This window comes from Gloeocapsopsis sp. IPPAS B-1203 (assembly GCF_002749975.1).
Taxonomy (GTDB): Bacteria; Cyanobacteriota; Cyanobacteriia; order Cyanobacteriales; family Chroococcidiopsidaceae; genus Gloeocapsopsis.
Map to the genome: position 1 here is coordinate 65,259 of NZ_PEIG01000006.1, position 26,031 is coordinate 91,289.

Annotated in this window: 17 protein-coding genes and 2 tRNA genes; 14 read left to right on the forward strand and 5 right to left on the reverse strand. The window is 41.8% G+C overall.

Going from position 1 to position 26,031, the window contains the following annotated elements; translation table 11 throughout:
• Nucleotides 1-31: 31 nt before the first annotated feature.
• Nucleotides 32-766, reverse strand: a complete 735-nt coding sequence (locus CSQ79_RS12130) for a sulfite exporter TauE/SafE family protein (RefSeq protein ID WP_099701449.1) — start codon at nucleotides 764-766, stop codon at nucleotides 32-34.
• An 824-nt stretch (nucleotides 767-1,590) separates the two neighbouring features.
• Here CSQ79_RS12130 and CSQ79_RS12135 point away from each other — a divergent pair.
• The 3 genes from CSQ79_RS12135 to purF all read left to right on the forward strand — a co-directional run bounded on the left by CSQ79_RS12135 (nucleotide 1,591) and on the right by purF (nucleotide 6,363).
• Complete coding sequence (locus CSQ79_RS12135) at nucleotides 1,591-2,241, forward strand: hypothetical protein (RefSeq protein WP_099701450.1); 651 nt, start codon at nucleotides 1,591-1,593, stop codon at nucleotides 2,239-2,241.
• A gap of 77 nt (nucleotides 2,242-2,318) precedes the next feature.
• Nucleotides 2,319-4,640, forward strand: a complete 2,322-nt coding sequence (purL, locus tag CSQ79_RS12140) for a phosphoribosylformylglycinamidine synthase subunit PurL (protein WP_099701451.1) — start codon at nucleotides 2,319-2,321, stop codon at nucleotides 4,638-4,640.
• 235 nt (nucleotides 4,641-4,875) lie between these two features.
• On the forward strand, nucleotides 4,876-6,363 hold the full coding sequence (gene purF / locus CSQ79_RS12145; RefSeq protein WP_099701452.1) for an amidophosphoribosyltransferase: 1,488 nt from the start codon (nucleotides 4,876-4,878) through the stop codon (nucleotides 6,361-6,363).
• A 122-nt stretch (nucleotides 6,364-6,485) separates the two neighbouring features.
• Here the strand turns inward: purF and CSQ79_RS12150 are convergent, their stop codons facing one another.
• Both CSQ79_RS12150 and CSQ79_RS12155 read right to left on the reverse strand, forming a co-directional pair.
• Nucleotides 6,486-7,121 (reverse strand): DNA-3-methyladenine glycosylase family protein, encoded by a 636-nt coding sequence (locus CSQ79_RS12150; protein WP_099701453.1) that lies wholly within the window; start codon nucleotides 7,119-7,121, stop codon nucleotides 6,486-6,488.
• A 51-nt stretch (nucleotides 7,122-7,172) separates the two neighbouring features.
• On the reverse strand, nucleotides 7,173-8,540 hold the full coding sequence (locus tag CSQ79_RS12155; RefSeq protein ID WP_099701454.1) for an MATE family efflux transporter: 1,368 nt from the start codon (nucleotides 8,538-8,540) through the stop codon (nucleotides 7,173-7,175).
• A gap of 426 nt (nucleotides 8,541-8,966) precedes the next feature.
• Here CSQ79_RS12155 and pdxR point away from each other — a divergent pair, with 426 nt between their 5' ends.
• Nucleotides 8,967-10,430: a MocR-like pyridoxine biosynthesis transcription factor PdxR gene (gene pdxR / locus CSQ79_RS12160; RefSeq protein WP_099701455.1), complete on the forward strand. Its 1,464-nt coding sequence runs from the start codon at nucleotides 8,967-8,969 to the stop codon at nucleotides 10,428-10,430.
• A gap of 104 nt (nucleotides 10,431-10,534) precedes the next feature.
• Here the strand turns inward: pdxR and CSQ79_RS12165 are convergent, their stop codons facing one another.
• On the reverse strand, nucleotides 10,535-11,152 hold the full coding sequence (locus tag CSQ79_RS12165) for a chorismate lyase (RefSeq protein WP_099701456.1): 618 nt from the start codon (nucleotides 11,150-11,152) through the stop codon (nucleotides 10,535-10,537).
• 213 nt (nucleotides 11,153-11,365) lie between these two features.
• Here CSQ79_RS12165 and rpsP point away from each other — a divergent pair, with 213 nt between their 5' ends.
• The 8 genes from rpsP to CSQ79_RS12205 all read left to right on the forward strand — a co-directional run bounded on the left by rpsP (nucleotide 11,366) and on the right by CSQ79_RS12205 (nucleotide 16,662).
• A complete protein-coding gene (gene rpsP, locus CSQ79_RS12170; RefSeq protein ID WP_099701457.1) occupies nucleotides 11,366-11,626 on the forward strand; it encodes a 30S ribosomal protein S16 in 261 nt (86 codons plus the stop codon).
• Entirely contained in the window at nucleotides 11,589-12,020 is a 432-nt protein-coding gene (locus CSQ79_RS12175) for a KH domain-containing protein (RefSeq protein ID WP_099701458.1), read from the forward strand. The genes rpsP and CSQ79_RS12175 overlap by 38 nt, the downstream gene beginning before the upstream one ends.
• 127 nt (nucleotides 12,021-12,147) lie before the next feature.
• Nucleotides 12,148-13,101: a PhoH family protein gene (locus CSQ79_RS12180; RefSeq protein WP_099701459.1), complete on the forward strand. Its 954-nt coding sequence runs from the start codon at nucleotides 12,148-12,150 to the stop codon at nucleotides 13,099-13,101.
• Nucleotides 13,102-13,146: 45 nt separating this feature from the next.
• Nucleotides 13,147-13,554 (forward strand): ChuX/HutX family heme-like substrate-binding protein, encoded by a 408-nt coding sequence (locus CSQ79_RS12185; protein ID WP_099701460.1) that lies wholly within the window; start codon nucleotides 13,147-13,149, stop codon nucleotides 13,552-13,554.
• Nucleotides 13,555-13,582: 28 nt separating this feature from the next.
• Nucleotides 13,583-14,353, forward strand: a complete 771-nt coding sequence (locus CSQ79_RS12190; RefSeq protein ID WP_099701461.1) for a DUF6816 family protein — start codon at nucleotides 13,583-13,585, stop codon at nucleotides 14,351-14,353.
• 149 nt (nucleotides 14,354-14,502) lie between these two features.
• Nucleotides 14,503-16,317, forward strand: a complete 1,815-nt coding sequence (locus tag CSQ79_RS12195) for an ABC transporter ATP-binding protein (protein WP_099701462.1) — start codon at nucleotides 14,503-14,505, stop codon at nucleotides 16,315-16,317.
• A 179-nt stretch (nucleotides 16,318-16,496) separates the two neighbouring features.
• Nucleotides 16,497-16,579, forward strand: a tRNA-Tyr gene (locus CSQ79_RS12200).
• A gap of 11 nt (nucleotides 16,580-16,590) precedes the next feature.
• Nucleotides 16,591-16,662 (forward strand) — tRNA-Thr (locus CSQ79_RS12205).
• Between the two features lie 242 nt (nucleotides 16,663-16,904).
• Here the strand turns inward: CSQ79_RS12205 and CSQ79_RS12210 are convergent.
• A complete protein-coding gene (locus CSQ79_RS12210; RefSeq protein ID WP_099701463.1) occupies nucleotides 16,905-17,669 on the reverse strand; it encodes an SDR family NAD(P)-dependent oxidoreductase in 765 nt (254 codons plus the stop codon).
• A 242-nt stretch (nucleotides 17,670-17,911) separates the two neighbouring features.
• Here CSQ79_RS12210 and CSQ79_RS12215 point away from each other — a divergent pair, with 242 nt between their 5' ends.
• Together CSQ79_RS12215 and CSQ79_RS12220 are read left to right on the forward strand one after the other, a co-directional pair.
• Nucleotides 17,912-23,818: a hybrid sensor histidine kinase/response regulator gene (locus CSQ79_RS12215; RefSeq protein WP_099701464.1), complete on the forward strand. Its 5,907-nt coding sequence runs from the start codon at nucleotides 17,912-17,914 to the stop codon at nucleotides 23,816-23,818.
• Between the two features lie 6 nt (nucleotides 23,819-23,824).
• Nucleotides 23,825-25,936, forward strand: coding sequence for a PAS domain S-box protein (locus CSQ79_RS12220; protein ID WP_289501074.1), 2,112 nt, complete (start codon nucleotides 23,825-23,827; stop codon nucleotides 25,934-25,936).
• Nucleotides 25,937-26,031: the final 95 nt, after the last annotated feature.

Below are 26,031 nucleotides of genomic sequence, written 5' to 3' on the forward strand. Positions count from 1 at the left end.
AGTAGAGCACCTAGAGTGGGAGATAGCAACTTCACCACGAAAAGAGAAGCTTTAGTCCAGCAACAACTAATAAAATGGATAGCAGCCTTTGTAAATTTGCATTTTTGTGCTTGCTGCCATACTCAGCACCAATAAAACCACCAAGAATTGCAGATGGTGCCCAAAATACAATAGCTTTGGGTAATAATGCAGCGTGCGAGAGATGTCCGAGTAATCCAGCAGTTGAGTTGACAAGAATGAATGCTGCAGATACTCCTGCTGATTGACGCGGATTTGCCCAACCCATGAGTAAAAGTAGTGGAGATAGAAAAATTCCGCCACCGATACCAGTGACTCCTGAGAGGAAACCAATCGCTGCGCCTGACGAAAGTGCAGCAAATAGCGGAATCGCTTGATGCGTTACAGCAATTGTGTGATGAGTGCGAAAAAGTTTATACGCCGCAACAAGCAAAGCACTACCTGTAATCGGATTGTAGAAAGCAGCAGGTAACGTTAGATACCCCCCAATAAAAGAGCATGGTATAGAAGCGATCGCCAGCGGTAAAAATAACCCCCAAGAAAAGTATCCGGCACGATAAAATTTCACAGTAGCAATAACTGCAACTAAAATATTCAGCGTCAAAGCAGTCGGTTTCATCACCTCTGGAGCGATACCCATTAATGCCATAATTGTCAGATAACCTGACGAACCTGCATGACCGACTGAGGAATACAACATTGCTGCTACAAAAATTAAGACAGCAAGTATCAAGATTGTGGCATTCACTAAAAATTACTCAAACACGACTATCAGAATTTTTTGAAGCACGATTGCATCCACTTCATTTTTAGTTTGTTACTCTCACTAAGTCAAGATTGCTTCTGACACTTACAACTAATATCATCTCCGGTTAAATAACCAGAATATCGGTATCGTTACGCTGTTATTAGTGGCTAGTGGCTAGTGGCTAGTTACTAACAACCCTTCACCTTTACTGACCATTTTTATTAACACTAATCAACCGGATTTGATATAAAATTTGTGGCTCAAGTTTAATATTAATTAGCAACAAAAGGTTAAACCTCGGCAATACAAGCTAATTTAAGCCTGCTAGCAATTCCCTATTACCAATTTAGTTGACTTAACTAATATTGAAAAATCCGCCAGTGCAGGATAACTGGCGGTGTATCTAGAAGCAGGAGAGGAATCGCGTTAACTGAGCTAATTGTACTTGCTAAGTTCTAGGATAATCTCCAGTATAATCACGGTTTTTTAATTGATAAAAAATTAAGTTTCAGGGTTTTCTGGGTAGTCAAAAGAGTAAAATTGTGACAATTATTTAAGCACTTTTTGTTATGAGCGGTTCGGTTTTAAAAACACTACAACTTAAATAGAAGATATACAAAATAACAAAAACTAAACCAAAGAATCTACTCAAAATTTCAAAAAGCCGAGTTGTATCATTTTAAATCGAAATTCAAATTTATTTCTTTAATCAATCATGAAACATGGGAACAATACACTAAATCAGGCGATCGCTTATACTATATGGGACAAAAAACTGTTGAACCTTCTTAATTCTCTATAGCAATCTTTTGTTTGATAAATTCATGAAAACACATCAGCTTATTTACTTAATAAGCAATATTTTTTTACTAAGTATAACAGCCTGTTCTTTTCCTACTATAAAAAATACAAATAACAGCACTTCCGATATAAACATAAGAGATTTAGCACAGGATACACAACCTACAGACACTCAAAAAACACCAACGAAGACAGCCACTATTGATATTGAAGGCGAACAGACAACTGTTTCTTTACAACTGTATAGCCATCCATTCTTTACTACCTACCCAACTCAAGATTTTCTCTCGGAATCAGTTGCTTCCGGCGAAGGCACCGCAGTTTGGTTTTACGCCAACTTTGGTGGTACAAAAAATGAATCAGCTTATGTTCAATTCTTCTTTCCAGGCTATGCTAAGACACTCGACCAGTTGAAACAAAATTGGATTGAAGGAGAAAACGGTTTACTTGCCTCAAATGGCTGGCAAATTATAGAGGTTGTAGGAGAAGTTGCGTACCCCTGGGCTAAAGAAAAAATTAATTTTCATCAACCTGAAAAAAATATTATAGGTACTGTATATCTCGGAGAAGCCGAAGGCAATGCATTCTATGTTGTTACACACTATCCAGTAGAATACGGAGATGGATTTGTGCCTAGAGCTAATGTCATTCTCCAAAATTTAGAGATTAACTAAGCCAATATAAGCTAAAACTTAAGCGAAGGCATGCGCTCAAATCGATAAAATAATTCTTTATCCTTCCTAATACAGTTATGTCTGTCCTCTCTTCTGCACCTTTTTCTCCTGAAGAAATCGCAAATGAAGGCTTAAAACCTGAAGAATATGAAGAAATTGTGCGGCGGCTAGGACGCCATCCAAACAAAGCTGAGCTAGGGATGTTTGGCGTCATGTGGTCAGAACATTGCTGCTACAAAAATTCAAGACCACTCTTAAAACAGTTTCCTACAACAGGTTCGCGCATACTAGTTGGACCTGGAGAAAATGCTGGCGTGGTAGATTTAGGTGACGGACTGCAACTAGCTTTCAAAATTGAATCGCACAATCACCCTTCAGCTGTTGAACCATTTCAAGGGGCTGCAACAGGAGTTGGCGGCATTCTCCGCGATATTTTTACGATGGGAGCACGTCCGATCGCATTACTCAACTCGCTGCGCTTTGGTTCTCTAGAAGATGCTAAAACACGACGTTTATTTACGGGTGTCGTGGCTGGTATTAGCCACTATGGTAACTGCGTTGGTGTCCCTACTGTTGGCGGTGAAGTTTATTTTGATCCGGCTTACTCAGGTAATCCTTTAGTCAACGTGATGGCCTTAGGATTAATGGAAACCGAGGAAATTGTTAAATCTGGCGCTTCAGGCTTAGGCAATCCTGTATTATATGTCGGTTCTACCACAGGACGCGATGGGATGGGCGGTGCAAGTTTTGCGAGTGCAGAACTTAGTGATGAATCTGAAAAAGATCGTCCCGCAGTGCAAGTCGGCGATCCTTTTTTAGAAAAATCTTTGATTGAAGCTTGTCTAGAAGCTTTTAAAACAGGTGCAGTTGTAGCAGCACAAGATATGGGTGCAGCAGGTATTACCTGTTCAACATCAGAAATGGCGGCTAAAGGAGGGGTAGGAATTGAACTTGATTTAGATAAAATTCCAGTTCGCGAAACAGGGATGGTTCCCTACGAATACCTGCTTTCCGAATCGCAAGAGAGAATGCTATTTGTTGCCGAAAAAGGCAGAGAACAAGAACTCATTGATGTTTTCCACCGTTGGGGACTACACGCGGTTGTTGCTGGTACGGTAATTCGCGAACCAATCGTGCGCATTTTATTTCAAGGTAAAGTCGCAGCAGAAATTCCCGCAACCGCTTTAGCCGAAAATACACCGATTTATCACCGCCAATTACTCAGCGAACCACCCGAATATGCCCGTAAAGCTTGGGAATGGACAAGCGATCGCCTCCCGCCATGTAGTGCATCGGGTATAGAAATTCAAGACAATCACGCTTGGAGTGAGATTTTACTTGCACTGTTAGATACACCCACAATCGCCTCTAAACGTTGGGTATACCGCCAGTACGATCACCAAGTTCAAAATAACACTGTCATGCTTCCTGGTGGTGCAGATGCTGCAATTGTTCGCTTGCGCCCTCAAACAAAATCGACACATTCAAACTCAGCAGTCGCCGCAACCGTTGATTGTAACCCACGTTATGTGTATCTTAATCCCTATGAAGGAGCTAAAGCCGTTGTCGCTGAAGCCGCACGAAATCTTAGCTGTGTCGGTGCAGAACCTTTAGCCGTCACAGATAATTTAAACTTTGGTAGTCCAGAAAAACCTGTAGGTTATTGGCAACTAGCGGAAGCTTGTCGTGGTTTAGCAGACGCTTGTCGAGAATTTCAGACACCTGTCACTGGTGGTAATGTATCACTTTACAATGAAACACTCGATTCTTTTGGTAATCCACAACCCATTTACCCGACTCCTGTCGTGGGGATGGTGGGGCTAATTCCTGATCTGACGAAAATCTGCACTCAAGGGTGGAAAACACCAGGTGATATTATTTATCTTCTCGGCTCATCCTTAAAATCGCATATTACCTTGGGTGGTTCTGAGTATCTTGCCACAATTCACGATATGGTTGCCGGATTACCGCCACAAGTTGATTTTGATTTAGAACGTCAAGTACAAGCGGCTTGTCGCGAAGGAATTCGTCAAGGTTGGATCAATTCAGCCCATGATTGTGCAGAAGGTGGAATTGCGATCGCCTTAGCTGAAGCTTGTCTTAGTGGTAATTTAGGCGCAAATATTACCCTCGTACTAGATACTCAGTTACGCTGGGATGAGCTACTTTTTGGTGAAGGTGGTGCAAGAATTCTTGTTTCTGTTTCACCAGAACAACAAACGCAATGGGAATCTTATTTACAAGAGCATCTAACTACACACTGGCAAAAAATTGGTTTGGTAGAGAATCCTGACACATTCTTACGGATTTCTACGTCCGATCAGCTATTAATCGAAGTTACAATTGAATTGATGCGCGATCGCTACTGCAATGCAATTCCCAGACGTCTCAGCGTTTAGTGAAAGAGGGCTGCTTGAGTGAGGAGTTAGGGAAGATGAAAATTCCAACATAAATATTCTCTTAGACTTCCATACTCGCTCCTTTCTTCCCTGACCTCTTCTACAATAAGCATTCTTACGCTACTGTGGTAAGTGGAATAGTTAACGATTTATTAAGCTCGGTTAAACATTCTGAAATTTCAGCTAGAGATCAACTTTACTGAACCAACACCCCGCTCAGGAGCAAAGCAGCAGCATGATTCCCAACCATTCCCATTTATTGCCCAACGCCGAAGCAGTAGATATTGATGGCGTAACGCGTCCTGATAAACCTGAAGAAGCCTGCGGCGTGTTTGGTGTCTATGCACCAGGGGAAGATGTTGCCAAATTAACTTACTTTGGTTTGTATGCGCTACAGCATCGCGGTCAAGAGTCGGCAGGGATTGCGACCTTTGTCGGGGATAAAGTTTACTTGCATAAAGAAATGGGGTTAGTTTCCCAAGTCTTTAATGAATCAATTTTACAAGAATTACCTGGTGATATTGCTGTAGGTCATACCCGCTATTCCACAACAGGTTCGAGTCGCGTTGTCAACGCTCAACCAGCTGTTGTCCCCACTCGTTTAGGTTCACTTGCTTTAGCACATAATGGCAATCTAGTCAATACGGTGCAACTGCGCGAAGAACTACAAAAAGCACACTGTAACTTAGTTACCACAACAGACTCAGAATTAATTGCATTGGCGATCGCCGATGAAGTCAACAGTGGTAAAGCCTGGTTAGAGGGTGCGATCGCAGCTTTTCAGCGCTGTCAAGGCGCATTTAGCTTAGTTATCGGCACTCCAGGGGGTGTAATGGGCGTTCGCGATCCAAATGGGATTCGTCCTCTTGTGATTGGTACTTTAGCTGATAACCCTCAACGCTACGTATTAGCTTCCGAAACTTGCGGTCTAGACATTATTGGTGCTGATTATCTCCGCGATGTCGAACCAGGAGAATTAGTCTGGATTACCGAAGCAGGACTCGCTTCATTTCATTGGGCACAACAGCCACAACGCAAGCTGTGTATTTTTGAGATGATCTATTTTGCCCGACCTGATAGCGTGATGCACGATGAAAGTTTGTATACCTATCGCCTGCGTTTAGGAAGACAACTTGCCCAAGAATCTCCTGCTAAAGCAGATATTGTCATTGGTGTTCCTGATTCGGGTATCCCTGCTGCAATTGGTTTTGCCCAAGCATCGGGAATTCCTTATGCTGAAGGACTCATCAAAAACCGTTACGTTGGACGCACTTTTATTCAACCAACACAAATGATGCGTGAATCAGGTTTACGCATGAAACTTAATCCTCTCAAAGATGTCCTCGCAGGCAAAAAAATTATTATTGTAGATGACTCAATTGTGCGCGGGACAACAAGCCGCAAACTCGTTCGTACACTGCGAGATGCAGGGGCTACTGAAGTGCATATGCGCGTCTCTTCACCCCCAGTCACTCACCCTTGTTTTTATGGTATTGACACAGATAGCCAAGATCAATTGATTGCTGCAACTAAATCTGTAGCTGAAATTGCTGCCCAAATTGAAGTTGATTCTTTAGCGTATCTCACTCAAGAAGGAATGCTGAAAGTGACTCGAGAAGATACAGATACTTTCTGTACTGCTTGCTTCAATGGCGACTATCCAATTACTGTACCTGAAACTGTAAAGCGATCCAAACTCATGCTCGAAAAAGTTGTCGTTTAACTTGATTTCTTTGGCTGCTGGTTTTGGATTGACTAGCAGCCCTTTGTTTTTAATGCGATCGCAAAACTAAAACTTAAGCATAAGTTGAATCAATTTCGCTTTAGTTAGATGGTATTTGCAATTCATGTTTTTAATTTTAAACTTTGCCACAGATACCATGATGCAACTGTACGGTAAGGTTGCCAAACCTGCCCAAGCTGATTTACAGCTTTCTTATTTGGTAAATCTGGTAGGTTATAAGCTTTATAAATTGCTGCTCGAATTCCTAAATCATCCGCAGGCAATACATCCCAGCGATGTAGGCGAAAAATCAACACCATTTCTGCTGTCCAACGACCAATACCTTTGACTTGAGTTAATGTCTGAATAATAGATTCATCATCCATTGTTTCTAAATCATTTAGCGTTGGTAATCCATCCAGATTTTTTTGTGCTAGTCCTTTAAGATAAGCAATTTTAGGACGAGAAATTCCTGCGTTTCGGAGAGTTTCATCCGAGGTGTCAAGGATACTCTGTGCGGATAGTTCCGAATATAATTCCAAAAAACGTTGGTGAATAATTGACGCTGCTTTGACAGAAAGTTGCTGATAAATAATCGCTTCACACAGGCTAGATAACAAATCGCCTGTTTGTTGTTCTTGCGCTAAAGTACAATCGCCAACTTGCTCAATGATACTTGCTAATATCGCATCAGACTGTTTGAGTGCAGTAGTTGCAATCTGGTAATTGAGGTAAACCAGTTTTTGAGAGTTTATCATTCACTAAAGCCAACACGTTCTTAATCAGAATCGCAGTTTCAACAAATTGAATTAGTCAGTTCCCATTTTCCTAGAGATTAGGTTGCCAAAGCGCCAAACATAGACGGTGGCTGCCATTAAACTGCCAAGGTAATAACCTACCCATAATCCGACACCGCCTAAGCCAACAGTAAAGCCTAAAACATAGCCACTGACTAATCCAACACCCAAAAAAGACAAAATACCAAGCAGCACGGGAATGCGAGTATCTTGAAGCCCATACAGCGCACCCAAAGCTGTCTTTTGTAGTCCATCAAAAACGTGACCGATCGCAACAACGCTGAGCATAGGAATAACAAGTTGCAGTAGTTTGGCATTCTCAGGATTGCGAATATCTACATACAACCCGACAACTTGCTGACGAAAGGCGAGTAGAGCGATCGCAACCACTATTGTCGCCCCTATGACAATGCCAGAACTCACAAATCCTGCCCGTCTTATGCCTTCAAGGTTTTGCCACCCTAACCACTGACCAACACGCGCCGTAGTGGCAAACGACATTCCTAACGGAATCATAAACACAATCATTCCAGTTTGCAACGCAATTTGATGCGCCGCTAGCACATCGGTTCCCAAGATTCCCATAAGATACGTCATTATCAATACCAAGCCATACTCGAAGGTGATGGAAACTCCAATCGGTACACCAATGACGAGCAATTCTCGCAATAAGTTTAATCGAAGCTGATACCACTTCTGAAAGCGGTAGATTCTTAGCTGCGGGTGTTTGAACAGGTAAACAATCAACACCAAAAACATTCCCCACCACGATAGAGTGCTAGCTAATGCCAACCCTGCTAACTCCATACGTGGAAAACCAAATTTACCAAAACCCAAAACGTAGTTGCCCGCTATGTTAAAAAGCGTTCCTCCCATCACAATAAACATGATAGGACGAGCTTGTGACAATCCAGAGACAACTCCTCTGAGCATGGCAAAGCCAACCGCAGGAAACAATCCCCAAAGCATGACATTGAGATAACTACTTGCTAAGGTAACGGTTTCAGGAACTTGCCCCAGTTGCAGCATCAAGACATCCATATGCGCTATTATCCACATGGTTGCAATTGATAACCCGACTGTGAGCCATAATCCTTGTTGTGTAACCTGCTCAATTCGAGTTTTCCTTCCTGCGCTAAAGGCTTGAGCAACGAGTGGACTTACCCCCATCACAACACCGCCTAGAACATTTAGAAAAACTTGAAAAGTGAATGAGGCTAATCCTCCTGCAGCTAAAGCTTTCCATCCTAAATGCCCCATCATTACAGTATCGACAAACCCTGTAGCCGATTGAGCAATTTGGGCACTCACTAGAGGAATCGCCAGTTTCAGAAATGCTCTGATTTCGGCTTGAACTGGAGAAACTGAAATTGAAGTCATGATAAATTTTCAAAAAAACAGCACGACAAATTCAGCAACAATCTGATTGATTAGCAGCGTTTAGAGTATTGCCCACTCTTCCACCCTGAACTAAAGTTCGGGTTAACAGCCAAAGTCTGATTCATCAGACTAAGCCAAGTATTCGAGTCCACTTCAGTGGACTTGACCTATTAGCCTGTGAATTAATTCATAGGCGGGTTGTATGGTTAACTCGTTGCAATTGCCTGCATCAGTTGCGTTTGCTGATCGGCAACTAATAAAATCGCGGTATCTATTTCATCTAATAGCAGTTCCATCACATATCCCTCAGAATTAGCGCAGTCACTGAGTTTAATTGCTCACTCTTTTGTTAAAGTAATAAAAGTTCTGGTATGCCACAAGTACCAGTTTTAGGGTTTTATATCAGACCAGTTATGCAAACTCATGATGGATCTCGCACTCAAGCTGGAAACAACTTCGACAATTCCATTACACAAACAGCTTTATGAAGAAATCCGCCAAGCGATTTTGTCAGGGCGGTTAAAGTCTGAACAGCGGATGCCTTCAACGCGTGCATTAGCAAAGATGTTAGGTATCTCGCGAGCAACCGTTTTGTTTAGCTACGATCAATTACTTAGTGAAGGTTATCTACAAACGATTCCTGCCTCTGGAACCTTTGTGGCTTGCCAACTACCGGATGAACTACTGCAATCAACTTCTTTCCCAATTTCACTTGCATCCCCATCATGGCTTGAGTTATCTACCTATGGCACAACTTTGGCAACAGTAAACTTGCCACCTCCACCAGGACAAAAACCTCTAATCAATTTTAGTTGCTATGGCAGACCTGCCTTTGATGAATTTCCGATCCAAATCTGGCGGCGGTTGTTGTCTCGTGCGTGTTGCTCTAGCACAACGATACTTGATTATCCTGCTGATCCATTGGGATACAAACCATTGCGCGAGGCGATCGCCCGCTATCTTACTCAGTCGCGTGCAGTACGGTGCGAACCCGATCAAGTCGCGATCGTGAATGGTTCTCAGCAAGCTTTGGATCTGATTGCTCGGTTATTTTTGAATCGAGGCGATCGCGTTGTCATGGAAGATCCTGGCTACACTGAGGCGCGGTATATCTTCCAGGTACAAGGTGCAGAGGTATTACCTGTGCGTGTGGATCGCTCAGGATTAGTCATGGAACATCTTTCAGCCCTGACAACACCTATTAAGTTAGTTTATGTCACTCCTTCTCATCAGTTTCCCACAGGAGCCGTGTTGTCGTTACCCAGACGATTGGCGCTGCTAGCCTGGGCGCAACAAACAGGTGCCATTATTCTAGAAGACGACTACGATAGTGAGTTTCGTTATGACGAACGCCCAATTCCTGCGCTGCAAGGGCTAACCAGCAGTGATTCGGTTATTTATATTGGCACTTTTTCCAAAGTTATGTTTCCCTCGTTGCGAATGGGGTATCTTGTTATACCGCAACAACTTGTTTCGGTAGTCGCTCGTGCCAAATGGTTGGTTGATCGCCAATCTCCTCTACTAGAGCAACACGCTTTAACCGATTTCATCAACGAAGGACATTTGGAAAGCCATATTCGCCGCATGCGATTGCTGTATGCTCAACGTCGGAGAACTCTCGTGCAAGCTTTAACTCAACATCTAGAAAATCAAGTGACAATTATCGGCGAGAATGCTGGGATGAATGCGATGGTGCAATTTCATACCGACCAGAACGATGAAAAGATTATCGCTCAAGCAGAACAGAAGGGTGTGGAGTTAATTAGTGCTCGTTCATGTTACATGAATGCTGAAGATGGCAATAGAAAGTTTCTGCTGGGATGTACCGATCTCAATTCAGAGGCAATACAAGAAGGTGTGCAGCGCTTAGCTCAAATTCTTAAGGCATAAGTTGCTGGTTCTTAGTTGCTCAATTTGCGATCGCATATAGGTTTGCGCATGAATCTAATAACTTGAGATAGTGTTTGATTCAGCAATTAGCTAAGCGCCAACAGCTAATCGCTTTCTAAATGCGTCGCGCCGAGGTATTTTGTCAGGTAAGGTGAGAAAACCTCGTAAATGAGCGTTAACGGCTGTCCGTGATGCCAAAATAGGTAATGACGACCCCAAAAAGGACCTAACTCAGAAAAAGCCGACTCTAGAGCTTCTGAGTGACCGTAGTAAAGTCCTTGGACATCTCGATACAACTCAGTACGTAGACGAGTTAAGCTAGCCCAGATTGGTAGATTGCGGTTCTGTAAATACTCATCTACATGACTTGCTTCCCACCAAGAAGTTGCGTACGCCAGTCTTTGTCCTGAAGCAGTCCGCAGCCATACTTGACGTCGCAAACGAGGTCCAGGCACAGCTTGAATTTGCGTCGGTGCGCCATCCAAGTCCATGCCAACTGCAGACATATCGATCACATCGACTTCTGTCGGTTCCCCTGTCAACAATTGCAGGTGTCTTGTCGGAGAACCATCGCCCAACAATAATAGTTGCCAAGCAGGTGCTAACTGAGTATGTGGTAAGCCTTGCTGTACAGCTGCCTCTCCACCTTGCCACAGTGGTGTCAAGCAGTGCCAGGCAGTTGAGATTTTTACGTTATCGGCTGGTTTAAAAAGTGCAGTCAATTTATTTTACAAAACTTCATACCTTCTTATCAAATCATAAACAATTTTGCTTCGCCAAGGAACGAGGTAAAGATTTTGCTTTAAATTTAAACAAGTCTTCTCAGCTATCTGCTTGAAGCTGAAGGAGAATAAGTGGTATTATAATTTATTCAGCTAATCATAAAATATCAATCGATAGCTCATTGCTAGGAACAGGAGTAATTAATTTCCAACATGATCAAACTGCGATTAAAGAGATTCGGTAAAAAACGGGAAGCGAGTTACCGGATTGTTGTCATTAATAGCCGCTCTCGCCGTGATGGTCGCCCCTTGGAAGAAGTGGGATTCTACAATCCAAGAACTGATGAAACAAAGTTGGATGTTCCTGGAATAGTAAAAAGACTTCAACAGGGCGCTCAACCCACCGATACCGTGCGTCGCATCCTTGAAAAAGCCAATGTCTTTGAACAGCTCAGTGCCTCAACAAACCAGTAAAATTAGCTCTAGTCAGGTCAATACCCCTGACTACACTAAATTGGTAAAGTTTCTCATTCAGCCATTTTTAGAAAATCCTGACTCTTTGAGTGTAGACTGCGAAGTGTCTCAAAGTAATAGGAAAGTTTGGGTGCGTGTAGCCTTTGAAAGTGAAGATAAAGGCAAAGTTTATGGTAGAGGTGGACGCAATATTCAAGCAATTAGAACCGTCATTGCAGCAGCCGGTGCAATAGCAGAGCAATCAGTCTACCTAGATATCTACGGTGGTGATGCTCAAGAGCGCGATTTGACAGCGGATACATCTGCAGAGACCGGAACTAAACCATCTCAAGAAAAGCGCAGAACAACTTCTAAACCTAATGTTAGACCGCGATCGCGATCGAGCGTTCAATAGAAAATATCAAGGATTCACTAACGAACTTGATGAGAAAAGCGCAAAGTGAATGATTGGGGGTTGGTTCAGAAGCTCGAACTAACCCCTAAAGTTTAGTTATTAAATTTATCAAGACTTAAGATATTTTATGGCAGAGGCATCAACGATTCAACTGCCGAGTACAGAAAGTGCGATCGCACTTTCTGGAGAGCATGAAGAAAACTTAAAAACTCTATCGCGACAAACTGGCGCAACAATTGTACTACGCGGACAAGAACTACACATTTCCGGAACCGAAAAGCAAATTGAACTTGCCCAAACATTAGTGCGATCGCTATCTGATCTATGGCTCAAAGGAAACAGTATTGCTCTAGCCGACATTCTCACAGCACGTCAAGCATTAGATACTCACCGCGAACACGATCTGCAAGATTTGCAGCGCAATATCTTGGCACGTACCCGCCAAGGAGAAGAAGTTCGCGCTAAAACCTTCAAACAGCGGCAGTACATTCAAGCAATCCATAAAAGTGACTTGACTTTTTGTACAGGACCTGCAGGTACAGGGAAAACCTTTTTGGCAGTTGTCATTGCGGCACAAGCCCTCTTAGCAAATCAGTACGAAAGGCTTATTCTCACGCGCCCAGCGGTAGAAGCAGGTGAAAAACTCGGCTTTCTACCAGGAGACTTGCAGCAAAAAGTTAATCCTTTTTTGCGTCCGCTTTACGATGCCTTACATGAATTTATTGATCCTGAAAAAATGCCCAGTTTGATGGAACGAGGCGTGATTGAAGTTGCTCCTTTAGCTTATATGCGCGGGCGAACTTTAAACAAAGCTTTTGTGATTGTCGATGAAGCCCAAAATACCACACCAGCCCAGATGAAAATGGTGTTAACACGTCTTGGTTTTCGTTCGCGGATGGTAGTTACTGGAGATATGACACAAACTGACTTACCAGGACACCAAGAGTCAGGATTAGCTGTAGCACTAAATATCTTACGTCATGTCGAAGGTATTGGCTTTTGCGAATTTTCTCAAAAAGACGTTGTGCGACATCCTCTAGTGCAAAGAATTGTCGAAGCTTACGAACGCTACGAAAAATAAGCTATTTCTATTACCAATTACCCATTACCAATTACCAATCTATATATGAGTACTACATTAAAAGAATTTCTTGAAGCTTGTGAAACGTTATCAACATTGCGTTTAATTGTGACGAGTAGTGCAGCAGTTTTAGAAGCACGTGGCAAGTTAGAGAAGATATTTTATGCCGAATTGCCTAAAGGAAAATATGCAAATATGCATACTGAAGGGTTTGAGTTTCATCTGAATATGGATGAAATTCAGCAAGTAAAGTTTGAAACGGGCGAGGCAAAGCGAGGTAACTTTACAACTTATGCAATTCGGTTTTTGGATAAAGAGGAAAAACCAGCACTAAGTGCCTTTCTTCAATGGGGAAAACCAGGAGAGTACGAACCAGGACAAGTTGAAGCTTGGCAAGCTTTACGCGAACAATATGGTGAAGTGTGGGAACCGGCTCCCGTGGAGAGTTTGTAGTGGGAATTGAACCACAGAGAACACAGAGATTAGAAAAGTGCAAGTAATTTGGAGTTTGTGTCTCTTTGTTGCCTTGTTTTTGGGTAGTGGAGAGGCTGGGGCTGGGCAATTAGCTGAACGATTGGCAAATTTTCCGCAGTGGGATAAGCCTGCGGTACAGGTAGCTAAAGGAGACTTAGCATATCCAGACTGGATGGCTGGGACTTGGACTGTTAAAAGTACGCTGATTGATGCTGTTGCACCGTTAGCGCCCAATATTGTGTCTCCTGGTTTTGAGAGTAATCGTCAAAATTTACAGCAACCAGTGAGTTTTCAAGTTCGGTTTGGGAAAGATAAGTTATTTAAATCTTCTGCGGTAGTTGCAGATCGAGCTTTTAATGGGTTGAGTTTGGCAAAAGCGTATCTGGGAAACACAGTCATTGCTGTAAAAGTCGATCCAAAGTCTCCTAATCGTCAGATTACGTTACTCAAAGGCGATCGCCAGTTAGTTTCAATTGTCTCTGGTCGTGCTACAGAAACACCAAAAGACGATCAATTTATCACAACCGAAGTGTTTCAACAGTTCTTTCGTGCTGCCGAGTCGCGTCCTTATTTTAATGAAGTTGAATCAACAACTGCTTACCAATACTTGCCACAATCTCCTCCTACGATTGAAGCCGATCAAGTGACTGCTGTCTTTTTATCTCCTCAAGATCCAGATTACTTTACTGCGGCTTCTCGACCTGTGGCACTTTATCGCTATCGGTTAGAATTTAGTCCTGTTGATGTGCCAAAAACACAAAAGAAAGCCAGCGGTTGAAACTGCGGCTACATACACAAAACCTGTCTTCACAGGTTTTTACACCATGAGTTTGTTCTATCTATACAAGAAAGTCACGTATTTTTTGTAGTATTTGTATTACAATGTATTACTAGCTGCGCTCGCAGCCGTTTAGTTGGTACAGCAATATGGCAAATTTGCGCGATATCCTCAATTACTATAAAGATTATCGAGCGATCGCAATTTTTAGTATTGCGGCAGCTAGCGTGTTTGAAATTATCGATCTGATTGTGCCGTATGCGATCGGACAAATTTTAAATGTACTCTCAAATCAACCTGTAGATGGAATTGTCCAAAGTGCGATCGCAACTATTTCCCAGATAACGCGATCGCCTGTCAATCAGTGGTTTTCGTTAGCAGTACTATTAGGTTTAGTCTTCTTAGTGACTGTAGTACGCGCACCACTACAAGTTTGGTTAAGCTGGTGGTTTCATTGGGATATTGCCTTGCGTACCCGTCGCGATCATGCCCAAAAAACACTAGAAAAAATCCTCACACTACCACTAGAGTTTTATGATGAAAATAATCCTGGAAGAATTGCAGGACGAGTAGCAAGAGGACTCGAAAATCACACTTGGACTTATCCTGAAATTGCCGGACAATTGATTCCTAAGTTATTGAGAGTCTTAGGCATTTTCCTGATTATTTGGTTTATTGAGTGGCGGATTGCGTTGTTGTTTCTCGTATCCTTCATCTTCATTCTCAGTTTTAGTCTGAAAGACTTAAAGCAGTTGATGGATCAAGAACGACGGCTAGATCGGTATATGGAAAATACCCAAAGTCGTACCTCGGAGATTGTTACCAATATCAAAACTGTCAAAGCTTTTGCCACCGAAGCCGCAGAGTTAAAACGCCAACGACAACGCTTAGATCGCGAACTGCAAGTCGTTATTTATCGCATTCACTTGGGTTACATCAAGTTATCAACTTGGCAAAGAACTATCGTTCAGTTTTGTGTTTTTGCCGTGTTAGGTTTAGCACTTGCAGCTACTTTAGGAGGACAAATTTCTATTGGACATTTTGTTACGACCTTAACGATTTCTAGCATGGCATATGCCGAACTCGAACCAATCAGTAACTTAGCAGAGATTTTTGCACGCCGTTATGCTTCCATGCTGCGTTTTCATGAGTTTATGCAGCAACCAACAGGAAAAGATGCAGCAAGTTTAGTTACATCTTCAAAGATAGGGACGTATGACTTTACAGGTAAAATCGAGTTTTCTCACCTGACTTTTGGTTATGACCCCGATCGCCCAGTTCTCAAAGATATTAACTTGTTAATTGAACCTTATCAAACTGTGGCACTTGTTGGACGTTCAGGTTCGGGTAAATCGACTTTAGTGAAACTACTGTTTCGTTATTTTGAACCGAATCAAGGTCAAATTCTAATTGATGGTCAAGATATTCACGATCTAGATGTTGCTGGATATCGCCGCCGCTTGGCAATTGTGCATCAAGAAGTTGATGTTTTTAATGGAACTTTGTTCGATAACTTAACTTATGGTAATCCTCACGTCAGTTTCGCACAGGTTGAAGAAGCTTGTCGGATTGCGAGATTAGATGAAGTCATTCAACAAATGCCACAAGGATACAACACAGTAGTTGGTGAAAGGGGTTTGCGGTTATCAGGTGGACAAAGACAAAGACTCGGAATTGCGCGATCGCTATTAGTCGATCCTGATGTTTTGATATTTGATGAAGCCACCTCAAGTCTGGATTACGAATCGGAACGTTCGATTCAACTTGCCATGCGCTCAATTTTGGGTACGCGGACTACAATCATTATTGCTCACCGTCTCAGTACTGTACGCGAAGCGGATAAAATCGTTGTTCTCGACCAAGGTAAGATTGTTGAAGTCGGCAGTCACGATGAATTACTGCATCAAAAAGGTCTTTACCGTCGTCTGCACTCACTGCAAGAAACTGGTGAACTTTTGAGCTAAGTAGACGAGTATAAGTCAGGTAAACGGTAATGGGTAATGGGTAATGGGGACTCTTTTCAATTACCAATCACCAATTACCAATTACCAGTTACCAATTACCAAGCTTTAAAGGCAAATAATTGTAAAAACGCTTTCTTTTTTCAAAAAGTTACGCTATCATAATAAATCGTGGGTTAAAAGGGTCGATGCCCGAGTGGTTAATGGGGGCGGACTGTAAATCCGCTGGTTTACACCTACGCTGGTTCAAATCCAGCTCGGCCCACCTCAAATTTTGCCCATGTAGCTCAGTGGTAGAGCACTTCATTGGTAATGAAGAGGTCACGAGTTCAATCCTCGTCATGGGCTTTTAGGTTTTCTAAAAGCTCTCATAAGTTTAACTCGTCAAGTGTCCTCTTGGTGGTTGTTCAATAATGATGCTTTCGACTGAAGTCGGGGCTACTTAAGCAAAGTGTACCTTCGTACACTAAAGTAAGGTTTAAAGGTAAGTCCGCCTCCGTGGGCTTTGTTTAGTGCATTTTTTTCGAAGAAAGGTGCCGGAGGTATTAGAATTTTCTTAACTTTCTTAAACTCAATACTCAAAACTCTCCTCACCAAGGTAGACGACTGCCATCCCAAGAGAAAAACTGCCCGCTATCATTTGGTTGCAATCCCTCAATGACTTTCAAGAGTTGGGTTACACTCCGTTCGACAGAAAATAACTTGTCTGGGCTGACACTGCGCTGGAAGGGCTGAGACAAACGTGTATCGGTTGTGCCAGGATGAAGTACAACAACAAGAGTACGAGGGCTTTTGCGACTGTATTCGATTGCTGTGGTGCGTACGAACATATTCAAGGCTGCTTTTGAGGCGCGGTAGCCATACCAGCCCCCCAAGTGATTATCTCCGATGCTACCAACCTTAGCAGAAATACAAGCAAACACACTGCGATCGCCGTGCTTGAGTAATGGTAGTACGTGTTTAGCAAGCAGCACCGCGCCGATACTATTAACTTGAAAATAGCGTAGCAAATGTTCAGCACGAATTTGCTGTAAACTTTTTTCTGGTTGAATGCTGCCTTCATGGAGAAAACCGACGCAGTAGAGTACAAGATGTAGTTTGTTAACTTGATGCTTGATTTGAGCTATACCTTGGGTAATTTGCAATTCATCGGTGATGTCCATTGAGATTAAACTGAGGCGTTGCGGATGTTGTTCTTGGAGTGTCGTTAATTCTGCACTCGCTAAATTACGATAGGTAGCATAAACTCGTCCTACGCGATCGCCTTGCAATAGATTTTGCACAAATCCTAGTCCAATTCCTCGATTTGCACCAACAACCAGCACGTTAACTGATTCGCTTTCAAACACAGACATTCTTCAATTTATTCTCCACTGCTTTCTGATCGTACACAGAGCACTGAAGTTTAATTCTGTAACGTTCTACTTAATACAGAAACGTGAAGAGTGCGATCGCCAATAATATAAATCTCATAGTATTCAGCTATATGACTCCTGACAACCTGCTTGCTGCACAATCGCTTTAATTGAGGTAACGTGAAAATACCCTTTGAAAGCTGCCAATTTTGCACTGCATACTTCATAAGCGTTGAAAGAATATGAGCCTTGCGATCGCTGGTTATACACCGCTAGACATTATTTGCCAAAGTACAAACACGATTACCTATCGCGCTTATCGAGAGTTAGACCAAACCTCAGTTATTATTAAAACACTTAAAGCTGAGCAGCCATCCATTGCAGAACTGACTTACTTAAAACACGAGTACAAAATTCTCCAAGAATTGAACATAAACGGACTGCTTAAACCACTGTCTTTGGAAAACTATCAAAATGGTTTAGCTTTAATCTGTGCAGATTTTGCTGGGGAATCTTTAGAGAAATTAATTACCCAACATTTTGAGTTAAAAGAATTTTTAGCGATCGCTATCCAAATAGTCACAACTGTTGCTGAATTGCACCAAAACAGCATCGTCCATAAAAATCTTCAGCCTTGCAATATCTTGGTTAACCACGACCAAATTCTCATTATCGATCTTAGTCTTGCTTCACGCTTATCAAGAGAAAATCAAAGTATTCGTCACCCTCATTTACTTGAAGGTAATCTTGCGTATATATCACCTGAACAAACGGGAAGGATGAATCGCTCAATCGATTACCGAACCGACTTTTATTCTTTGGGTGTCATCTTTTATGAAATGCTGACAGGACAGCGACCTTTTCAAACAAATAATTCCTTAGAACTCGTTCACTGCCATATTGCAAAAATAGCACTATCACCTAAAGAAATCAATCCTGAAATTCCTCAAGTTATTTCAGAGATAGTCATGAAGTTGTTAGCAAAAACCGCAGAAGAGCGCTACCAAAGTGCCTTAGGTTTAAAGGCTGACCTAGAAAATTGCCAAAGAATGCTACAGACACACAAAGAAATTTCTGACTTTGCTGCTGGAAAACTAGATTCATACAGTCAATTTCTGATTCCCCAAAAACTTTATGGTCGCGAACAAGAAGTTGATCTCTTAATTAACGCTTTTAAACGAGTCAGCCAGGGAGCAACTGAAATAATGTTAGTCAGTGGTTACTCTGGAATTGGTAAATCTTCTTTAGTTAATGAAGTTCATAAACCAATTGTTGCAGCACAGGGTTATTTTATTGCGGGAAAATTCGATCAGTTTAAGCGTAATATTCCTTATGCTTCTCTCATTCAAGCATTTCAAGAATTAATTCGACAGTTGCTTACAGAAAGTAGCCATGCAATTACCATATGGCAAACTAAACTTTTAACAGCGCTAGGTTCTAATGGTCAGATTATTATTGATGTCATTCCTGAAGTTGAACGCATTATTGGTACGCAACCAGCAGTTCCTATTTTAGGCTTAACTGAATCTCAAAACCGATTTAATCGAGTCTTTCAACAATTTATTTGCGTATTTACTCAGCCAGAACATCCACTAGTCATCTTTCTCGATGATTTGCAGTGGGCAGATTTAGCTTCTTTAAAACTAATTCAATTAATTGCTAGTAACCCAGATAGTCAATATCTGTTGCTGATTGGTGCTTATCGCGATAACGAAGTTAGTGCAACACATCCATTAATGTCAACTTTGGAAGACATGCAACAAAGCGTGACAGTAAATAATATTGTTCTCCAACCTTTGCAAATCAAGCATGTTAACCAATTAGTGAGCGACACTCTCCGTAGTCATACAAGACAAGTAGCATCATTGGCTGAGTTAGTATTTCACAAAACCCAGGGAAATCCCTTTTTCTTAACTCAGCTACTCAAATCGCTTTATCAAGACAATCTCTTACGTTTTGATTTCAGTGAAGGTTGCTGGCAATGGAACATTGATCAACTGCAAGGTATTGCGATCGCCGACAATGTTGTCGAATTAATGGTTAGTCAAATTCAAAAATTATCGCCAAAGACGCAAAACGTTCTGAAGTTTGCTGCTTGTGTAGGAGATAAGTTTACTTTAGATGTTTTAGCTATTGTTAATGAACAATCTCCATCCAAAACAGCTATCGATTTGTGGGAAGCACTACAAGCTGGTTTCATTCTGCCACTTTCCGAAACTTACAAAATTCCCTTGGCACTCGATCTCAACTCAGTAGCACAATTTGAATCATTAAAAATTAGCTATAAATTCTTACATGACCGCGTACAACAAGCAGCTTACTTGCTTATTCCAGAGTCACAAAAAAAACTAACTCACTTAAAAATTGGTCAATTATTATTACAGAATACCAAAGTTGAAGAACGTGAAGACAATATTTTTTCTTTAGTGAATCAACTCAATTATGGTGCTGACTTACTTACCACTGAATCAGAAAAATATGAGCTAGCCCAACTGAATCTTATTGCAGGTCGCAAAGCAAAAATAGCAACGGCATATGACTCAGCAACACAATATCTCAATGTAGGATTAGGGTTATTAATAGTTAATAGCTGGCTTCATCATTACGAAATCACACTAGCACTTCATGAATTAGCAGCAGAAACAGCTTATCTTAACGGCAATTTTGAGCAAATGGAGAAATGGGCAACAGATGTTCTTCAACATGCAAATACTGATATTGACAAGATGAAAGTCTATGAAGTTAAAATTCAAGCTTGCATGGCGCAAGTTAAACAACTCGAAGCTGTCAAAATTGGATTACAAGCACTGGAGCTACTAGGGATAAAGTTGATAGAGGAGCCTAGCCTTTCAGATATTCAGCAAACATTAAATCAAACAGCCAGCAACCTAACTGGAAAGAATATCGAAGATTTGATCGATCTACCTGTGATGACAGAGGTAGACAAGCTAGTAGCCATACGTATGCTCACAAGTGTAGGTTCTCCTACCTATCAAGCTGCACCTGCACTGTTTCCGCTAATTGTGTGCGAACAAGTGAATTTATCACTTAAATATGGCAATGCACCTTTTTCTGCTTATGGATATGCCTGTTATGGTGTCATTTTAAACGGAGTTGTTCAAGATATTGAGTCAGCTTACAAGTTTGGCAAGTTAGCTTTCAGTTTAGTTGAAAAGTTTAATGCTATAGAACTCAAGGCAAGTGTATTCTTTGTTGCTGGAGCGTGTACAATTCATGGAAAAGTTCATGCTAGGGAAACTTTACCGCTTTTACTTGATGGATATCAAAGCGGGCTAGAAAATGGTCATTTTGAATATGGTGGCTATGCTGGAATGCAAAAAAGTCAATATTCTTACCTGATTGGTCAAGAATTGACAAGACTTGAACAAGAAATGGCAACTACTAGTAGTACTTTGGCTCAACTTAAACAAGAAAATGCCTTAAGTTGGAATCAAATTTTTCAGCAAGCAATTCTTAATCTGTTAGATTCATCTGAAAACCATTGCTATCTACTTGGCAAAGCATACAACGAGCAGCAATCACTACCACTGCTCGAAAAGGCAAATGACCGAACTGGATTACATTATTTTTATTTAAATAAGCTCATTCTTTGTTATTTATTTAGAAAATACGATCGCGCATTCGTCAATGCTGTTCGCGCTGAAGAATATTTAGACGGGGTAAAAGCATTTCTTGTTGTACCAGTATTCCATTTCTACGATTCTTTAACACAATTAGCGCTATATTCATCAGCACCTCCTACACAGCAAGAACACCTTTTGCATAGAGTAGAGAACAATCAAGAAAAGATGCAAAAATGGGCAAACCACGCCCCCATGAATTTTCAACATAAATATGAGTTAGTAGAAGCAGAGAAAGCACGGGTATTAAGTCAACATTGGCAAGCGATGGAGTATTACGATCGCGCGATCGCCCAAGCCAAAGAGCAAGGTTATCTGCAAGAAGAAGCTTTAGCAAATGAATTAGCTGCAGAATTTTATTTTTCCCAAGGTAGAAACAAAGTTGCCCAAGTTTATTTAGTTGAGGCTTACTACGGCTATCTACGTTGGGGAGCAACTGCAAAAGTTAAAGATCTCGCAACTCGATATCCTCACATTCTGGCACAAACGAAGCAAGGCAACAGTGAAGAGGGATCAAGAAACCTAGATTTAGCAACAGTAATCAAAGCCTCGCAAGCGCTTTCAGGAGAAATTGTCTTAAACAACTTACTCACAAAGCTGATCCAAATTGTGCTGGAGAATGCAGGTGCTCAAAAGGGCTTTTTACTTTTAGATCAAGCAGGAGAACTTGTGATTAAAGCATCTGGAGGCGTCGTTGATGAAACAGTAAGCGACGATCGCCTACTTCCTATCTCCGTAATTAATTATGTTGCCAGAACTCAAGAAGCGATCGTTCTTAATCATGCAGCAACAGAAGAAATCTTCTCTAGCGATCTTTACATTATTGAACGCAAACCAAAATCGGTTTTATGCACGCCCATTCTCCACCAAGGTCGATTAACAGGTGTTCTTTATTTAGAGAACAATCTAACAGTAGGAGCTTTTACGCGCGATCGCCTAGAAGTTTTACAACTTTTAGCAGCGCAAGCAGCTATCTCAATTGAAAACGCTCGTCTCTACGAAGATCTGGAAAACTACAACAGAACACTAGAAGCAAAAGTAACAGAACGAACCCTAGAGTTACAAGATAAGAATTCACAACTGCAACAAGAAATTCGCGAACGCCAACGAGCCGAGGAAGTTGCTGAATCAGCGAATCGTGCCAAAAGTCAATTTCTCGCCAATATGAGCCACGAATTGCGCACGCCGCTCAATGGTATTTTGGGTTATGCTCAAATTCTCAAAAAAGAGAAAACCTTAACTGAGCAGCAAAAGAATGGTTTAGACATCATTCATCGCTGCGGCGAGCATCTCCTAATTCTGATCAACGATATTTTAGATTTGTCCAAAATTGAAGCTCAGAAAATGGAACTCGATCCCCATGATTTCCATTTTCCTTCGTTTTTAGAGGACATTGTAGCAATCTGCCAAATTCGTGCAGCACAAAAACAAATTTCTTTAACAGCCGAATTACCATCAACACTTCCTCAATTTGTGCGAGCTGATGAAAAGCGACTGCGCCAAATATTGCTCAACTTATTAGGTAATGCGATTAAGTTTACCGAGAAGGGTAGCGTGAATTTTCGAGTATGCGATCGCGATCGCATACTGTTATTTCAAGTCGCAGATTCAGGCGTTGGCATAGCAACAGAGCAATTGTCAGAAATCTTTTTGCCATTTCAGCAGGTAGGCGAACATCGCCGTCATACTGAAGGAACAGGCTTAGGTTTAGCCATCAGTCGGCAGTTAGTTCAAATGATGGGTAGTGACATAACAGTGCAGAGTACTTTAGGTCAAGGAAGTGTCTTTTCATTTGCATTAGATCTACCCAGGTGCCAATCGACTCAAGTTATTAGCCCAGATGTTCGCCGAATTATTGGTTTTGAAAGCAACAAACGAAAAATTTTAGTCGTAGACGACAAGTCATCAAATCGTTCTGTGTTAGTCAATATGCTAGAGCCACTAGGGTTTGAAGTTGTAGAAGCTACAGACGGTTTAGATTGTCTTACCAAAGTTCAAAGTTTCAAACCTGATTGTATCTTTATAGACTTAGTGATGCCTGCAATGGATGGTTTTGAAACGACTCGTCAGTTAAGGACATTACCCGATCTCGCAGATGTTGTTGTCATTGCTATTTCAGCAAGTGTCTTTGAATTTGATCAACAGCAAAGCCAATCAGTAGGTTGTGACGATTTTCTCTCTAAGCCAATTCGAGAGGCAGAGTTGTTAGAAAAATTAAAAATTTATTTGGGTTTAAATTGGGTGTATGAAGAAGAAACCACAGCGCAAGATATAGATAATTCACAACAGCGAGCGCAAGCAGACATTATTCCTCCTCCAGCAGAGGAAATAGCAGCCTTACTTGATTTGGCAATGATGGGCGATCTTAAAAGTATTCTTGAACAAACCGCTAAAATCGAAGCATTGGATCGGCGATATCTAGCATTTGCCCTCCATCTCCGTCAACTTGCCAAGAGTTACAAAGAAAGACAAATTTTGGAGTTTGTCAAAAAATATGCAGGGGTTTAAATAAGGATGGCGACAACAGAACATGTCATCTTAATTGTTGATGACACGCCTGCTAATTTAGAGGTGTTGTTTAGTTTTTTAACTGATTGTGGTTTCAAAATATTAATTGCAGAAGATGGTGAAAGTGCCCTTCAGAAGGCAGAATATGCTTTACCCGAACTGATCCTGCTTGATATTGTGATGCCAGGTATAGATGGGTTTGAAACGTGTCGCCGTCTCAAAGCGCAAGCAGCTACGCGCGACATTCCAGTCATTTTTATGACTGCTTTATCTGAAACAGTAGACAAAGTGAGAGGTTTACAGGTAGGAGCAGTTGATTATATTACCAAGCCGCTGCAGCATGAAGAAGTTTTAGCTAGGGTACAAACACATCTGCGTCTGCGCAATCTCAATAAGCAACTACAAGCACAAAATCTACAGCTAGAGCAGGAAATTAAGCAACGCCAGCAACAAGAGGAAGCACTGCGCCAAAGCGAGGAACGATTTCGCTTGGCAATTGAAGGTGTTAAAGACTACGCAATTTTTATGCTTGATGCTGAAGGTTGCATTGTCAGTTGGAACACAGGTGCAGAACGCATTAAAGGTTATCAAGCAGCAGAAATTATTGGACGACATTTTTCCTGCTTTTATCCTGAAGCAGATTGGCAGAGTGGTAAACCTCAGCAATTACTCCAGATAGCCGCACAGGAAGGTCAAGTCAAAGATGAAGGATGGCGAGTTCGTAAAGATGGTTCGCGATTTTGGGCTGATGTTGCGATCGCCGCATTACGAGATGAAAAAGGACTGCGTGGCTTCTCAAAAGTGACACGCGACATTACCGAACGCAAGCGAGCCGAAGAAGAACTTCAACGCCAATATCAGCGATCGCAGTTGTTTGCTGAAGTCACACTCAAAATTCGTCAATCTCTCCAAATCGGAGAAGTTCTACAAACTGCTGTGACTGAAGTTCAGAAAATTCTCCACGCTGATCGAGTTTTAATTTATCGCTTTTGGTCGGATGGTACTGGTAGCTCAGTTGCAGAAGCCGTTCTTCCTGGTTGGGTTGCAATTTTAGGACAAAAATTTCCAGAGGAAGTTTTTCCGGAAGATTACCGCCAGTTATACTTGCAGGGACGTATTTGCCGAATTCCTGATATCGAAAAAGAAGAAAACATCTCTCCTTGTTTAGTCGAGTTTGTTCGGCAGTTTAGTGTTAAGGCAAAACTCGTTGTTCCAATTATTATCAAGCAAGAACTTTGGGGTTTATTAATTGCTCATCAATGTGCTAACTCCCGCTACTGGACTAACTTTGAAACAGAACTGCTGCGCCAGCTAGCAGATCAAATTGGGATTGCTTTAACTCAAGCTCAACTTTTAGAACAAGAAACCCGATTCTCGCAGCAGCTAGCCCGCTCTAATGCTGAACTGCAACAGTTTGCCTCGATTGCGTCTCACGATCTGCAAGAACCACTACGAAAAATTCAGGCATTTGGCAACCGACTCCAAGACAAATATCGCGATGTACTCAATGAACAAGGACGTGACTATATCCAGCGGATGCAGAACGCAGCTCACCGAATGCAAACTTTGATTGACGATTTATTAATATTTTCTCGTCTGACTACTAGAGCGCAACCCCTCGTTTCGGTTGTTCTTGCTGAGGTGATCACAGAAGTATTGTCTGATTTGGAAGTGCTAATTCAGCAAACTGGGGGGCGTGTGGATGTAAGCGAGTTACCTACTATCAGTGCCGATCCTTTACAAATGCGTCAGTTATTCCAGAATCTAATTGGTAACGCCCTCAAATTTCGTCGAGCAAATGAACCTCCTTGCGTGAAGATCTCTAGTCAGATCATTGAACAACCACAATTAATTGCAGATTCAGGCGGTGCTGAGCTTTGTCAAATTGCAGTAGAAGATAACGGTATTGGCTTTGACGCGAAATATCTCGACCGCATTTTTCAAGTTTTTCAACGGTTGCACAATCGCAGTGAATACGAAGGCACCGGCATGGGATTAGCAATCTGCCGTAAAATTGTGGAGCGACACCGAGGCACTCTGACAGCAGAAAGTCAGCCAGGGCAAGGAGCGAGATTTATTATTACGTTGCCTGTCAACCAGTTGTCGCTAGACAAATAGTAAGCCCCCTTTGCGGGGGCTGGTTAACATATTGCTTTCCTTATATGCCCTTATTTTGCCTGGTAACTGTGGTGTATAGCTTGAGTGCGATCGCT

What these genes read in the sequence shown, in the direction of transcription:
- rpsP (WP_099701457.1), top strand. Translation starts at nt 11,366, where the DNA reads ATGATCAAACTGCGATTAAAGAGATTCGGTAAAAAACGGGAAGCGAGT.
- CSQ79_RS12150 (WP_099701453.1), bottom strand. Translation starts at nt 7,121, where the DNA reads ATGATAAACTCTCAAAAACTGGTTTACCTCAATTACCAGATTGCAACT.
- CSQ79_RS12135 (WP_099701450.1), top strand. Translation starts at nt 1,591, where the DNA reads ATGAAAACACATCAGCTTATTTACTTAATAAGCAATATTTTTTTACTA.
- CSQ79_RS12220 (WP_289501074.1), top strand. Translation starts at nt 23,825, where the DNA reads ATGGCGACAACAGAACATGTCATCTTAATTGTTGATGACACGCCTGCT.
- CSQ79_RS12195 (WP_099701462.1), top strand. Translation starts at nt 14,503, where the DNA reads ATGGCAAATTTGCGCGATATCCTCAATTACTATAAAGATTATCGAGCG.
- CSQ79_RS12175 (WP_099701458.1), top strand. Translation starts at nt 11,589, where the DNA reads ATGTCTTTGAACAGCTCAGTGCCTCAACAAACCAGTAAAATTAGCTCT.
- purF (WP_099701452.1), top strand. Translation starts at nt 4,876, where the DNA reads ATGATTCCCAACCATTCCCATTTATTGCCCAACGCCGAAGCAGTAGAT.
- CSQ79_RS12180 (WP_099701459.1), top strand. Translation starts at nt 12,148, where the DNA reads ATGGCAGAGGCATCAACGATTCAACTGCCGAGTACAGAAAGTGCGATC.
- pdxR (WP_099701455.1), top strand. Translation starts at nt 8,967, where the DNA reads ATGGATCTCGCACTCAAGCTGGAAACAACTTCGACAATTCCATTACAC.
- purL (WP_099701451.1), top strand. Translation starts at nt 2,319, where the DNA reads ATGTCTGTCCTCTCTTCTGCACCTTTTTCTCCTGAAGAAATCGCAAAT.
- CSQ79_RS12215 (WP_099701464.1), top strand. Translation starts at nt 17,912, where the DNA reads ATGAGCCTTGCGATCGCTGGTTATACACCGCTAGACATTATTTGCCAA.
- CSQ79_RS12155 (WP_099701454.1), bottom strand. Translation starts at nt 8,540, where the DNA reads ATGACTTCAATTTCAGTTTCTCCAGTTCAAGCCGAAATCAGAGCATTT.
- CSQ79_RS12185 (WP_099701460.1), top strand. Translation starts at nt 13,147, where the DNA reads ATGAGTACTACATTAAAAGAATTTCTTGAAGCTTGTGAAACGTTATCA.
- CSQ79_RS12210 (WP_099701463.1), bottom strand. Translation starts at nt 17,669, where the DNA reads ATGTCTGTGTTTGAAAGCGAATCAGTTAACGTGCTGGTTGTTGGTGCA.